The sequence below is a fragment of the Candidatus Kinetoplastibacterium oncopeltii TCC290E genome (genome assembly GCF_000340865.1).
Taxonomy (GTDB): Bacteria; Pseudomonadota; Gammaproteobacteria; order Burkholderiales; family Burkholderiaceae_B; genus Kinetoplastidibacterium; species Kinetoplastidibacterium stringomonadis.
This window is the reverse complement of sequence record NC_020299.1, coordinates 692,522-705,564: the sequence shown is the minus strand read 5'-3', so window position 1 is coordinate 705,564 and position 13,043 is coordinate 692,522. Positions and strand designations below refer to the sequence as shown.

Sequence of the window (13,043 nt, the reverse complement as noted above, 5' to 3'; positions counted from 1 at the left end):
TAATATCTGATATTTATTTCAAATGGCACTACTTAATATACTGAATTATCCTGATAAACGCCTGCATAATATAGCCAAACCAGTTTCTGTTGTAGATTCTAGAGTTAGAGGCATTATATATGATATGTTAGATACTATGCATAATTCAGAAGGTATTGGATTAGCAGCAACTCAGGTAAATATTCAAGAGCGTATAATTGTTATTGATATTAATGAAAATGAAAATTCCAATTGCATAACTCTGATCAACCCTGAGATAATTTGGAGAAGCGATAAGTTGGAAACTGATAACGAAGGATGCCTATCTGTACCTGGTATATATGATAAAGTTGAAAGATACTCTGAAATTGTTTGTGTTGCTCTGGATAAGAATAGTAATAAGATAGAGTATCGTGCTGATGGATTATTTGCAAGGTGCATACAGCACGAAATTGATCATTTAAATGGAAAGTTATTTGTGGAATATTTGTCAAACTTTAAGCAAGATAGGATAAGGTCTAGGTATAAGAAATATAAGATCAAAACGGCCTATAATACTAAGAATATTCAAGGATAGCTTTTATGCGTATATTATTTGCAGGAACTTCTGAATTTGCTTATGATCATTTGCATAGCTTAATATCACTTGGTTATGATATTCATACTGTTATAACCAAGCCAGATCATCCTTCTGGACGAGGGTTAATAAAAAAAGATGGTATTGTAAAACGTTTAGCCATGATGAATAATATAAAAGTTATTCAACCTAATACATTAAAAAAAGAGGATATTCCTTTAAGATTGATTGATGAGTTGGAAGATATAAAACCTGATATTATGATAGTAGTATCGTATGGTATGATACTACCTAAATGTATACTTGATATACCTAGACTTGGTTGTATAAATGTACATGCCAGTTTATTACCAAGATGGCGAGGAGCTGCTCCAATACAACGTGCAATAGAATTTGGAGATAATCATACTGGTATAACTATTATAAAAATGGACGAAGGATTGGATACTGGTGAAATTCTATTTAAATCAAGTATTCCAATTCTTAACCATTACAGTGCTTTTAATTTACAAAAATTATTATCCGAAGAAGGATCTAATGCTATTAATTATGTTTTAAAAAATATTGAAACAATAGTGCCTGAGCCACAATCAATTTCTGGCATAACATATGCAAAGAAAATAAAAAAGGATGAAGCATTATTAGATTTTTCTGATGATGCTCTTTCCTTATCTAGAAAAATTCGTGCATTTAATCCATCGCCAGGAGCTATTATAAAATTACGTAACTTTGGTGAACCTTTAAAGGTATGGAATGCTATTCCGTTGGAGACTAAATGTAATGTAGTAATTCCTGGATCTGTAGAATCATTTGATAATGAAGGTATAAATGTTTTTACTAGAAGTGGAATATTGCGTTTAACCGAATTACAGAGATTAGGAGCAGTTCGTTCTTCTATCAAAGATTTTATTAATGGATATAAGCATAGATTTTATATGCATAAAGATATTATGGCAAACTAGTTTAGGTAGGTTTATGAAATCAAATGAAAATGAAAGCTATAAATCATAATGATCTAAAGATTCAATTATCGGACACTATGAATCTGACTGCATATGCTATATTAGAAGTATTACAAGGAAGATCATTGACATGTTTTCTAGACAAAATAGATGCTCCTATTAGGTCATCTGTTCAATCATTGAGTTTTCATTCGATGAGATATTTAGGATGGGCAAGTTCCGTTGGTAAATGTTTAATAAAAAAATACCCCAACAAATTATTTGAATCTTTATGGCTATTGTCATTGACTTTATTAAAATTTTCTAATATTCAAAAAAAAGAAAATAATTTAAATTTCATTCCAATATATAAAGAATTCGTTATAGTTAACGAAGCTGTCAATGCTATAAATAATATGCCTTTATTGAAACCATATAAATCATTACTAAATGCTGGATTGAGAAATTTTCTAAGAAAAAGATCTTTATTGGAGGATAAAATAGCAGATAAACATGAAGCATGTTGGAATTATCAACATTGGTGGATAAATAGTTTGCGTAATGTTTATGGCAGTTCATGGAAAATAATACTATCATCATCCAATAGTCCTGCACCATTAGCTATTAGAGTCAATTCCAAACAAATGGATAGAGATAATCTAGTAAATATATTCTTAGATAATGATATTGATTGTTGTAGTTTTGGAGATTCTGGAATTATTGTGAAAAAAAAGATTCAATCCAAAATAGATAATCTAATAGGGTTTTCGGAAGGATGGTGGTGTGTACAGGATGCTGGTGCTCAATTAGTTGGACAAATATTGGGTGTTGAGGATGGCATGACTGTTTTAGATGCATGTGCTGCTCCTGGTGGTAAAGCTTCTCATCTATTAGAATTGGCAAATATAAAACTTCTAGCTTTAGATTGTGATGAGACAAGACTAAACAGAATGAAAAATAATTTAGAAAGATTGAAATTATATTCAAATAATGTTGACCTTATGCTGGCTGATGCCGCTGATACAGATAAATGGTGGGATGGAAAATTGTTTGATGCTGTTTTAGCTGATGTTCCATGTTCTGCTTCTGGAATAGTTAGGAAACATCCTGATATTAGGTGGTTAAGAAAAGAATCAGATATACAAAAATTTGTATTGAGACAAATAAAAATTGTAGATGCTTTATGGAATACCGTAGCTCCTGGAGGGAAATTATTGTATGTAACATGTTCTATTTTTTATGAAGAAGGTATCGGCCAAGCATTGGCCTTCTTAGATAGGCATAGCGATGCTATTTTTCTAGATTCTCCATCTCAGATTTTACCTATAGACGATAATAACGGAGATTACGTATCTCATGATGGTTTCTTTTTTGCATTGTTTAAGAAAAAATCGTAGCTTGTTACTTTTTATATGTAATCTACTCATAATTATTTAATTTCAGATCAGCAAATTAAATTAGATAAAAAGCATATAATAGTGTTATAACATATTCTCTTGTGAAGAATGATATGTTCTTGACAAGTTTCTTGAAGAGTTTTTTATTTATAGTTTCTTTTAACAAAAAGAAACTATAAATAATATCCATCATATATATTTTTGATAATTTTATATATTCAAAATAGGAGTAGAATATCCTTATTTAAATGGATACTTGTATATATAACGATTAACTTTGTTATATATACAAGTATCTACGAATTTAATGATATGTCATAATATAATCTTTGAACTAATTAGCAGTTTATTGTTATATATATTTTTTAGCTATTAGTCTGCAACAAATGTTATTAAAACTGTTAGATCATTAATGATTCTAATTTAATATTTGCATTAACTATGTTATGTTTATTTTTAATTTTTTTAAAGGGGATATCGCAGAATGAGTGGTTTTTTTGTATTTAAGGTATTGGCTATCTAATGGGTGGGTATTTATGGCCAAAATCTTAGTAGTAGATGATGAGGTAGGTATACGTGAACTCTTATCTGAAATCTTATATAATGAGGGACATACAGTTGAGCAAGCAGAAAATGCAGCACAAGCTAGAGAGGTCCGTTTACGTTTACGTCCTGATCTTGTTTTGTTAGATATTTGGATGCCTGATACAGATGGTGTAAGTTTACTAAAAGAGTGGATTTCACAGGGTTTATTGACTATGCCTGTTATAATGATGAGTGGTCATGCAAGTATTGATATTGCTGTTGAAGCCACGCGTATAGGAGCTATGGATTTTCTAGAAAAACCAATCTCTTTGCAGAAGTTACTAAAAACTGTCGCTGCTGGATTATTGAGAAACAGAACATTACAATCCTCGAGTTTTAAAGCACCGCGTTCTGTTACAAAAGAAGTTATAAGTTCTAATGAGGACTCTAGTTGGTCTGATACTTGTTTAGTTCCGATTGATCAAAATGGTAGCTGTAAACTCGGTAATGTTTCTTTAGACCAGCCATTGCGCGATGCTCGTGACGCTTTTGAGCGTGTTTATTTTGAGTACCACCTTATGCGTGATGGATATAGCATGACTCGTGTTTCTGAAAGAACAGGTTTAGAGCGTACACATCTTTATCGTAAATTAAAACAGCTTGGCATAACTTCTACAAATAGAAGAAGGAACAATGATGCTAAATAACATGTTATGTTATATTGAAATTGTAATTTCAAATTACTTTAGGTGAATTTATCAATTAGAAGGCTAGTTTTATTATTTTTTCAGAGTTGTTATTATTACTAGTCTTCCGCCAAGCGTGTCCATATATAACTTCAATAGTTAAATTAATTAATGAGTTGTTGCGCTGTTTTTCTAGTGATTCACACAATTTAGTTATCCATACTTTGCTTGCAAGGCTTTTTTTGCGGTTTATACAAGCATTACCACCGATAGAGTGGACTTCTTTTAAAAGTTGTAATGAGTTTTTATATGTTAATGTGATTGTATCCTTATGCATAACAGGATTTTCAAATCCATTATGCATAAGCATATCTCCAATATCATGCATATCAATAAAATACATCATTTCCGTTTTTATGTTGGCGTCACTTACAGCTGCTCGTACTTCTTTTATTGTATCAGGACCAAAGTACGAAAATATTACTAATCCATTATCACTAAGTATCCTATTCCATTCATAAAGAACATTTTCTGGTCTATTGTTCCAATGTAAGGCCAAATTAGACCAAATCATATCGATAGATCCAGATTTTAATCCAGTCATGCTCATGTCTGATTGTATAAATGTAGGCATAGACTCTTTAGTTACTATGCTTTTTATTTTATTAAATATTCCTCTTTGGCTCCATTTTTTGTGACCCATATCTAATAATTGGAAGGATATATCTACTCCAATATAATTAAAGTTTTTATATATAGATTGCAATATAGGTAAATTATTACCAATTCCACAACCTGAATCTAATACATAATTTGGTTTTATTTTTATATATTTTAGAGTACTTGCTAAACGATTTGCTATTTCAGCATACAAAAACTGCGAATTTATAACACCATTTCGCCTAGAGAACTGTTTAGACACGTGATGTATATTCATAGGTATAGGTACGATAGATTCTTCTTTACCAATTTGGTTGAGCATATTATGATCCTAGTACGGTAAAATTTAATATAGTTTTTTATTATGTCGTAAATTCATAGCGACTTATTCAAATAATTATATATTATGTATGGAATTATATGTTTAATGTTATTTTGGTTTGCCCAGAGATACCATCAAATACTGGTAATGCTATTCGTTTATGCGCAAATACAGGAAGTTTTTTACATATAGTTAAACCTATGTCATTTGATCTTGATAATAATAAATTAAAAAGAGCTGGTTTAGATTATCATGAATGGCAGCCAATACGTACACATGATAACTTAATAAATGCTATAGATTTTATTGGAGCTCCTATAAATAGGTGTTTTGCTATAACAACGAAATCTAGTAATATTTTTTCAAAAGTTAAATTTTATCCTGGTGATATATTTATTTTTGGTAACGAGACATCTGGTCTTTCTAAAGAAAATATGGATCTTTTTGCAGAGTATCAGAAGCTTTGTTTACCTATGTTAGCTGGTCAAAGGAGCTTAAATTTATCTAATGCTATCGCTGTTACAGTATACGAAGCTTGGCGGCAAAACAATTTCAATTTATCTAAAATAGTTTAATTTTGTAGCATGATTATTCTTGACCTGGATCTCTATCCAAAAGTATTTTTACTGCATCTAATGGTTTTTTTTGTTCAAATAGTATTGAACAAACAGCTTCAGTTATTGGCAGATTTAGATTCATCTTTCTGGCTCTTTTTCTAACAGATAGAGCGCATCTGACTCCTTCTACTGTGATTTTTGAGTTTAATAATTCTTCTACTGGAAACCCATTTCCTATTTTTATTCCTATATTACGATTTCTTGATAGGTTACTGGTAGATGTTAATACTAAATCTCCCAGTCCTGACAAACCGTAGAAAGTTTCACTAATAGATCCTAGAGCTAATCCAAAACGTTTTATTTCAAAAAGTCCTCTAGTAATTAAAGCTGCTCTTGCATTGCATCCTAGATTTAATCCATCTGATATTCCACAGGCTATTGATATAATATTCTTTAATGCACCACCCACTTCAACACCTACAACATCCTTACTGCTATATATGCGTAATTTATTATTATGTAGAGCATCTATTGTTATATTGCATAAATTGCTAGAATTACTAGCTATCGTCAATGCAGTTGGTAAATTTAGAGCAACTTCATGTGCGAATGAAGGGCCTGATAATATACCATGTGTAAATTTTGATGATATTAGATCTCTTTGTATTATTTCATGTATAAGATTTGATGTTTTATTCTCAAAACCCTTACAAGTCCATATTACTGGTATATTTATAGATGATAGATAATTTGAATATTTTAACAACAAAGAGCAAATTTCAGATACACCAGAGACAGGGACACCAATTATAATTAAAGGTTGAGTATTATCTGATAATATAAATTCTAGAGCATGATTTATATTATTTGTAATTTTTAGATTATCATTAAATTTTATACCAGGAAGATAAGCTTTATTTTCTCTACACAGTAGCATATTGTTTGCTTGATCAATATTTCTAGACCACATGCAAGTACTATTTTTTTTAGATGATGCTATGGCTAATGCTGTTCCCCAACTACCAGCTCCCAATATCAGAACATTTATTTTATTATAAAAAGAACATATTTCTTGTTCATCTTTATAGGAATTGAAAAACTTTAAATGTTTTTGATCATTAGTCATTGGAATATTGCTCATACAAGGCTTGAAAATTTACATCTTCTAAATGGAATGGTGGCATCGACATTCTAGATAATATGTCAGATAAGTTAGCCCTTAGATAGGGATACATTATTGTATAGCATGTTATGCTCAATAATTTATCTATATCCAGCTTGTCTATATTTTTAAACTCAAAAATACCTGACTGAGTTATTTCTATAATATAAAGTATTTTTTCTGATAGCAAAGCATTAACTGTAACTGTTATATCTGATTCGAATATATTATCTGCAATTTTTCCACCACCAACTTTGATATTAACATCTACTTTGTATCTATCCATTTCGAGAAAAATACCTGGAGCATTGGGCATCTCTATAGATAGATCTTTTAAATATATGCGTTGTATATTAAATTTTTGAGCAGTGTCTGATTGATTTTGTGTATTATTATAGTTATCATTTTTCATGATCTTCTTTCTCTTAAATTTACTTCGTTTAAATTCTAATAATGTTTTGTATTGTTTAATTATATTAAAGTGTCTATTTTTTTATTATTGGAAGTTCATTGTTTATCCATTCATCAATGCCACCAATTAGGAATAAAATATTACCGGAACCTTGATTTTTTATTGATGAAGCTACTTTTAAAGAATTAGTTCCATCTTTACAAACAAGTATTAATGATTTATTCAGGAATTTTTTGTTAGATTTAAGATCATCCGAATTTGTATTATATGATTGTGGTATGTGTTTTTCTTTAAACTCATTTGGTGACCTTATGTCTGTTAGTATGGCCTCATTTTTGTTAACTAAATTTATAGCTCCGTTCAGATCTATACCCTGAACATTTTTTCTAATATAAGGCATTAGTAACATAATAGCTGAAATTATGGCAATGAATAAGAATAGAATATTATTGTTTTTAATAAAAAAATGTACTAGATCCACTTTGTTTCCTGAAAGTTATAGTTTATTTAGATTTGGTCGTTAGTTTTTAGTGTATGTCAGATAACATGTTACGTTAAATAAAAAAATAAGAAATTATATTTTAAATATTTATGTGAGTATATCAATATGTATAAATTAGTTTTGATGCGTCATGGAGAGAGTGTTTGGAATGCAGAAAATCGTTTCACTGGCTGGGCTGATGTTGATCTTACAGAAGCAGGAAAGCTCCAAGCATTATGTGCAGGACAGTTATTAAAAAAAGAAGGTTATGAATTCGATGTTTCATATTCATCAATGCTGAAAAGAGCTATACGTACTCTTTGGATTGTGCTTGATACAATGGATATTATGTATACGCCAACTCATTTAAGTTGGCGTTTGAATGAGCGTCATTATGGTCAATTACAGGGTCTTAATAAGGCTAAAACCGCTACTGAGTTTGGAGAAGATAAGGTATTAATTTGGAGAAGATCATATGATATAGCTCCAGATTCATTATCAGTCGATGACGAAAGACATCCACGTTTTGATTCAAGATATAAGAACATTATAAGTAATCTATTACCTTCTAGCGAATGTTTAAAAGATACTGTTAATAGGGTAGTACCATTTTGGAATGATAATATTCTTCAAGCTATTAAAAATGGAAAAAATATATTGATAGTTGCGCACGGAAATAGTCTAAGAGCTTTAATAATGCATATTGGGGATATATCTGATAAAGATATAATGTCTTTAAATATACCAACAGGTCAACCTATGATATGCGAGCTAAATGAAAAATTCAAATTGACAGGATATCATTATTTAGGGAATCCTAGTGATATTGAAGTAGCTATCTCTGCAATTGCATCACAAGGTAAAAAATAAACATTTATTACTATTTTGTATAATATTTTTTTAATTTTCCTGTTAATATTTTTTCTTTGATTAATAATTAATATTCATAATGTTTAGAAAACTTTGCTACGTGATTTTTTTTCTATCTTTCTTTTTTTTTATTTCTATTTTTAATATAAGTAGTAATTTTTTAATAAATGAAAATTCCTCTGTTTATTTAGAAGAATTAAAGAAAATTGTTAGAGCTTTTGCTATCGTTAAAGAAAATTACGTAAAAGAAGTTGATAGTGATAGTATTATTAATAATGCAATATCTGGCATGATATCAAAACTTGATCCTCATTCTTCATATCTAAATGCTGAAGATTACAATGATATAAAGGCAGTTACTCATGGAGAATTTGGTGGTCTTGGTATAGAAGTTAGTTTCGAAGAAAATATGGGAATTAGGGTAATAGCTCCATTAGATTTGACCCCAGCTTCAGCTGCTGGAATTATTTCTGGGGATTATATTGTTAAAATAGATGGTATTCCAACTCGAAGTATGTCTCCTGTTGAAGCTATTAGAATGATGAAAGGTAATCCTGGATCACCAGTTACTCTTACCATATTAAGGGAGGGTACTAAAGATCATATAAATTTGATAATCTTTCGTGATACTATAAAAGTTAATAGTGTCAATTGTAACTTAACTAGCAACAACATTTTATATATTAGAATTACACAATTTCAGGAAAATACACTAAATGATATGGTTAGAAGCTTGCAAAGCATAGTTGATACTAATATAAAATTGTTGGGAATAGTTTTAGATCTTAGGAATAATCCTGGTGGGCTATTGAGTAGTGCGATAGGTGTTTCTGGTATTTTTTTACCAAAAGGCTCTTTGGTTGTTTCTACTATTGGCAGAAATATAGAGTCTTGTCATAAATATTTTTCTGTACCTGAAGAATATTCAATAGATGGTTCTGATCATTTAGAATTTTTGCCTTCTTTGTTGAAGAGTACAAAAATGATAATTTTAGTTAATTCTGGATCTGCTTCTGCATCTGAGATTGTTGCTGGAGCTATGCAGGATCATTCTAGAGCGAAAATTTTAGGAAATAAAACTTTTGGTAAAGGTTCTGTTCAGGTAATCATTCCTCTAGATAATGCTTCTGCAATTAAATTAACAACTTCTTTATATTTTACTCCTTTAGGGAGATCAATACAGGCAATAGGCATCATTCCTGACTACATAGTAAATGATACATATATGGGTAATTTATTTTCAGTAAAAACAGAATCAAATTTATATAATCATATAAAAAATGATAAAAATATTGATAGTGATTCTTATAAAGAATCTTGTGATGACAGCTGTGACTCTAAAGACATAAAATTTGAATTTGGCGGCCCTGATGATTTTCAGTTGCAAAAGGCTATTAGCATTATTTCAGATAACAATCAGTGCTTATAAAACTGAATTATTATTTTCATATTCAGTTTTTTGTTTATCTATATATGTCTGTAATTTTTGTACTAATTCAGTTAATCCAGATTTTTCTAAAGCAGATATCGTAAAAACTGGATTTTTCCAGTTTAATTCTTTACATATTATATCCTTAGATTTTTCAAAATCTTGAGCAATATCTATTTTGTTTAAAACTAACCAACGAGGTTTTAGCAATAGTTCATTGTCGTATTGAGCCAATTCGTCCGTAATTATATTAATATCTTCTATGGCTTTATTTATGGATGATGTATCATATTCAGCAATATCTACAATATGTAGTAATATTCCAGTCCTTTTTAAATGTCTTAAAAAAACATGACCAAGGCCAACTCCTTTAGCAGCTCCTGATATTATTCCTGGTATATCAGCAACAACAAAGCTTCTATTAACGGATGTTCTAACTACTCCTAGGTTAGGATGCAACGTTGTAAAGGGATAATCTGCTATTTTTGGCTTAGCATTTGATATTTTTGAGATAAGAGTAGATTTTCCAGAGTTAGGCATTCCAAGGAGACCAACATCTGCAAATAGTCTTAATTCTAGATTAATTTTTCGTGATTCTCCTTTGATACCAAGAGTAAACTGACGCGGAGTCCTGTTTATGCTAGATTTAAAGTGTAAATTTCCAAGACCACCAGATCCACCAACGGATAATATTTCTATTTGCCCATTTATTTTTAAGTCAGCGATTACATGGCCTGTTTCTATATCTTTAATTATAGTGCCTACTGGCATTTTTAAATAAATATTATCTGCAGATGCTCCGTATCTGTCTGATCCTTTACCATTCTCGCCATTTTTAGCTCTATGAATGCGTGAGTAACGAAAATCTATTAATGTGTTGATATTGTTATCAGCAACAGCATATATAGATCCACCGCATCCTCCATCACCACCATCGGGACCTCCTTTAGGTATGAATTTTTCTCTTCTAAAGCTAGCCACACCATTTCCGCCATCACCAGCTATTACTTCTATAATAGCTTCATCAATAAACTTCATATTATTTTTTCATTTAGGTCGATGTAATAAATGATTTATAAACATAAATCATTTATTACATCGATAATTTATTTATTAATGATAACGGATACTGTTTGTTTTTTTAGTGCTCCCTTGACAGAGAACAGTATTCTTCCTTCTTTCAAGGCAAATAATGTATGATCTTTACCGATTCCAACATTTTTGCCAGCGTGAAAGCGAGTACCTCTTTGTCTTACAATGATGGATCCAGCAGTTATATGCTGATCTCCAAATGCTTTTACTCCTAAGCGCTTTGATTCTGAATCTCGACCATTTCTAGTGGAACCACCACCTTTTTTATGTGCCATATTATTTAGTTCCTGTATATTTAGATAAAATCATTAAAATTAATATCTTTGATATAAATTTCTGTATATTTTTGCCTATGACCTTGATGCTTCTGGTAATGTTTTCTACGTCTAATTTTAAATATTTTTACTTTATCATGTTTTCCATGATTTAGAATCGTAGTTGTTATAATTGCTCCAGGAACTGTAGGTTGGCCAATAATCACTTTTTCTCCAGACTCTATCATTAAAACACAGTCTAGGATGATTTCTTGTCCAATGTCAGCTGGTATCTGTTCTATTTTAAGTTTTTGGCCGATGGTAACTTTGTATTGTTTGCCACCAGTTTTTACGACCGCGTACATAGGATATTCCTCAATGGTATAACTAGATCTCTATATTGTTTGTGTTATTCTATCGCTGAAAACATTTCCACGTAAAATAATAATTACTCGATATATTGGAAGGACTGTTTAAAGATATAGAATAAAATGTATGTAAATTATACATGTTTTATGCTTGATTGATCATTCTATTATTACAAGGACAAAAAGTCAAAAATAATCCATAACCTAATAATTATATTCTTATTAATATTAATAAGAATATAATTATCGAAAATATTTCATAAGATTTTGTTATAAGCAATCATTAGTATAAAATCTATCTCTAAGTAATAAAATTTTTTGTCTTACTGTTCTGGTAAATTTTGGATAAAGTTATTTTTATGGAATCAATTAGCGATGATTTAAAAGAGGTTGACAAAATCATATGCGATCAGTTGAACTCTGAGGTGGCTTTGGTGCGCACCATAGGTGAGTATATAGTTAATTCTGGAGGCAAACGCATAAGACCATCTATGGTCATAATCATAGCATTATCGCTAGGTTATGAAGGGAGCAAACATCATTTGTTAGCAGCAATAATAGAGTTTATTCACACTGCTACTCTTTTGCATGATGATGTAGTAGACGAGTCAGAGTTACGTCGTGGATTAAATTCAGCAAATTCAATATTTGGAAATGCAGCTAGTGTTTTAGTAGGAGATTACTTGTACTCTAAATCATTTGAAATGATGGTGTCTACTGATTCTCTACGTATTATGGAAATTTTATCAAAAACTACTACTATAATAGCTGAAGGAGAAGTTTTACAGTTGATGAACATTAAAGATCCTGATGTATCTCTAGATAGTTATATGCGAGTAGTGAGATTCAAAACAGCTAAGTTGTTTGAGGCATCAGCACATGTTGGAGCAATTATTGCTGGTGCCAATTTAGATCAGGAAAATAATGCTTCTGCTTATGGTAGACATATAGGTACATCTTTTCAATTAATTGATGATATCTTAGATTATTCTGGTGATTCAGCCATTTTGGGTAAAAATATAGGTGATGATTTAAAAGAAGGAAAGCCAACATTACCATTAATAAGAGCTATGAAAGTTTGTTCTAAAAAACAACGTGTTGTTTTACGTAATGCTATAATTAGTGGCAATGCCGATCTTGAAGATGTAATAAATATTGTTAAAGATACAGATGCTTTAGCATATACTACTAAAGTAGCTGAAAATGAAGCGAAAGAGGCTCAGAAATCTGTATTAAATTATCCTTGTTCTAAATATAAAGAAATTTTAATAGAATTACCATTTTTGTTTTTAAATAGAATTTCTTAGGTGTAAATTAAATAATTATCAATA

15 protein-coding genes are annotated in these 13,043 nt (G+C 30.3%); 8 read left to right on the top strand and 7 right to left on the bottom strand.

The features are described 5' to 3' along the window. The first annotated feature begins 22 nt into the window (after nt 1–22). The 4 genes from def (at nt 23) to CONE_RS03195 (ending at nt 4,126) form a co-directional block, all read left to right on the top strand. Complete coding sequence (gene def / locus CONE_RS03210; protein ID WP_015397305.1) at nt 23–556, top strand: peptide deformylase; 534 nt, start codon at nt 23–25, stop codon at nt 554–556. Between the two features lie 5 nt (nt 557–561). Beyond that, complete coding sequence (gene fmt, locus CONE_RS03205) at nt 562–1,518, top strand: methionyl-tRNA formyltransferase (RefSeq protein ID WP_015397304.1); 957 nt, start codon at nt 562–564, stop codon at nt 1,516–1,518. 23 nt (nt 1,519–1,541) lie between these two features. Beyond that, nucleotides 1,542–2,894, top strand: a complete 1,353-nt coding sequence (gene rsmB, locus CONE_RS03200; protein ID WP_015397303.1) for a 16S rRNA (cytosine(967)-C(5))-methyltransferase RsmB — start codon at nt 1,542–1,544, stop codon at nt 2,892–2,894. 536 nt (nt 2,895–3,430) lie between these two features. Beyond that, nucleotides 3,431–4,126: a response regulator gene (locus tag CONE_RS03195; protein WP_015397302.1), complete on the top strand. Its 696-nt coding sequence runs from the start codon at nt 3,431–3,433 to the stop codon at nt 4,124–4,126. 55 nt (nt 4,127–4,181) lie between these two features. Here the strand turns inward: CONE_RS03195 and CONE_RS03190 are convergent, their stop codons facing one another. Beyond that, nucleotides 4,182–5,087 carry a methyltransferase domain-containing protein gene (locus CONE_RS03190; protein ID WP_015397301.1) on the bottom strand — a complete coding sequence of 302 codons (906 nt, stop codon included), beginning with the start codon at nt 5,085–5,087 and terminating at the stop codon, nt 4,182–4,184. Between the two features lie 98 nt (nt 5,088–5,185). On the opposite strand from CONE_RS03190, the gene CONE_RS03185 reads away from it, so the two are divergent. Continuing rightward, complete coding sequence (locus CONE_RS03185) at nt 5,186–5,662, top strand: tRNA (cytidine(34)-2'-O)-methyltransferase (protein WP_015397300.1); 477 nt, start codon at nt 5,186–5,188, stop codon at nt 5,660–5,662. A gap of 13 nt (nt 5,663–5,675) precedes the next feature. Here the strand turns inward: CONE_RS03185 and CONE_RS03180 are convergent, their stop codons facing one another. The 3 genes from CONE_RS03180 to CONE_RS03170 all read right to left on the bottom strand — a co-directional run bounded on the left by CONE_RS03180 (nt 5,676) and on the right by CONE_RS03170 (nt 7,699). After that, nucleotides 5,676–6,785 carry an NAD(P)H-dependent glycerol-3-phosphate dehydrogenase gene (locus tag CONE_RS03180; RefSeq protein ID WP_015397299.1) on the bottom strand — a complete coding sequence of 370 codons (1,110 nt, stop codon included), beginning with the start codon at nt 6,783–6,785 and terminating at the stop codon, nt 5,676–5,678. Beyond that, the gene (secB, locus tag CONE_RS03175; RefSeq protein WP_015397298.1) at nt 6,763–7,218 is read right to left on the bottom strand and encodes a protein-export chaperone SecB; all 456 of its coding nucleotides are present in this window, start codon (nt 7,216–7,218) and stop codon (nt 6,763–6,765) included. Before secB ends, CONE_RS03180 begins: the two co-directional genes overlap by 23 nt. A gap of 73 nt (nt 7,219–7,291) precedes the next feature. Next, nucleotides 7,292–7,699: a rhodanese-like domain-containing protein gene (locus CONE_RS03170; protein ID WP_015397297.1), complete on the bottom strand. Its 408-nt coding sequence runs from the start codon at nt 7,697–7,699 to the stop codon at nt 7,292–7,294. A 126-nt stretch (nt 7,700–7,825) separates the two neighbouring features. Between CONE_RS03170 and gpmA the strand changes: the two genes are divergently transcribed. Both gpmA and CONE_RS03160 read left to right on the top strand, forming a co-directional pair. Further along, on the top strand, nt 7,826–8,569 hold the full coding sequence (gene gpmA, locus CONE_RS03165; RefSeq protein ID WP_015397296.1) for a 2,3-diphosphoglycerate-dependent phosphoglycerate mutase: 744 nt from the start codon (nt 7,826–7,828) through the stop codon (nt 8,567–8,569). A gap of 100 nt (nt 8,570–8,669) precedes the next feature. Next, nucleotides 8,670–9,998, top strand: a complete 1,329-nt coding sequence (locus CONE_RS03160) for a S41 family peptidase (protein WP_235043357.1) — start codon at nt 8,670–8,672, stop codon at nt 9,996–9,998. Here the strand turns inward: CONE_RS03160 and obgE are convergent. The 3 genes from obgE to rplU all read right to left on the bottom strand — a co-directional run bounded on the left by obgE (nt 9,993) and on the right by rplU (nt 11,709). Further along, nucleotides 9,993–11,036: a GTPase ObgE gene (gene obgE, locus CONE_RS03155; protein WP_015397294.1), complete on the bottom strand. Its 1,044-nt coding sequence runs from the start codon at nt 11,034–11,036 to the stop codon at nt 9,993–9,995. The two genes, CONE_RS03160 and obgE, sit on opposite strands and share 6 nt — an antisense overlap. A gap of 68 nt (nt 11,037–11,104) precedes the next feature. Next, the gene (rpmA, locus tag CONE_RS03150; RefSeq protein WP_015397293.1) at nt 11,105–11,365 is read right to left on the bottom strand and encodes a 50S ribosomal protein L27; all 261 of its coding nucleotides are present in this window, start codon (nt 11,363–11,365) and stop codon (nt 11,105–11,107) included. 20 nt (nt 11,366–11,385) lie between these two features. Next, nucleotides 11,386–11,709 carry a 50S ribosomal protein L21 gene (rplU, locus tag CONE_RS03145; RefSeq protein WP_015397292.1) on the bottom strand — a complete coding sequence of 108 codons (324 nt, stop codon included), beginning with the start codon at nt 11,707–11,709 and terminating at the stop codon, nt 11,386–11,388. 362 nt (nt 11,710–12,071) lie between these two features. On the opposite strand from rplU, the gene CONE_RS03140 reads away from it, so the two are divergent. Further along, entirely contained in the window at nt 12,072–13,019 is a 948-nt protein-coding gene (locus CONE_RS03140) for a polyprenyl synthetase family protein (RefSeq protein ID WP_015397291.1), read from the top strand. Nucleotides 13,020–13,043: the final 24 nt, after the last annotated feature.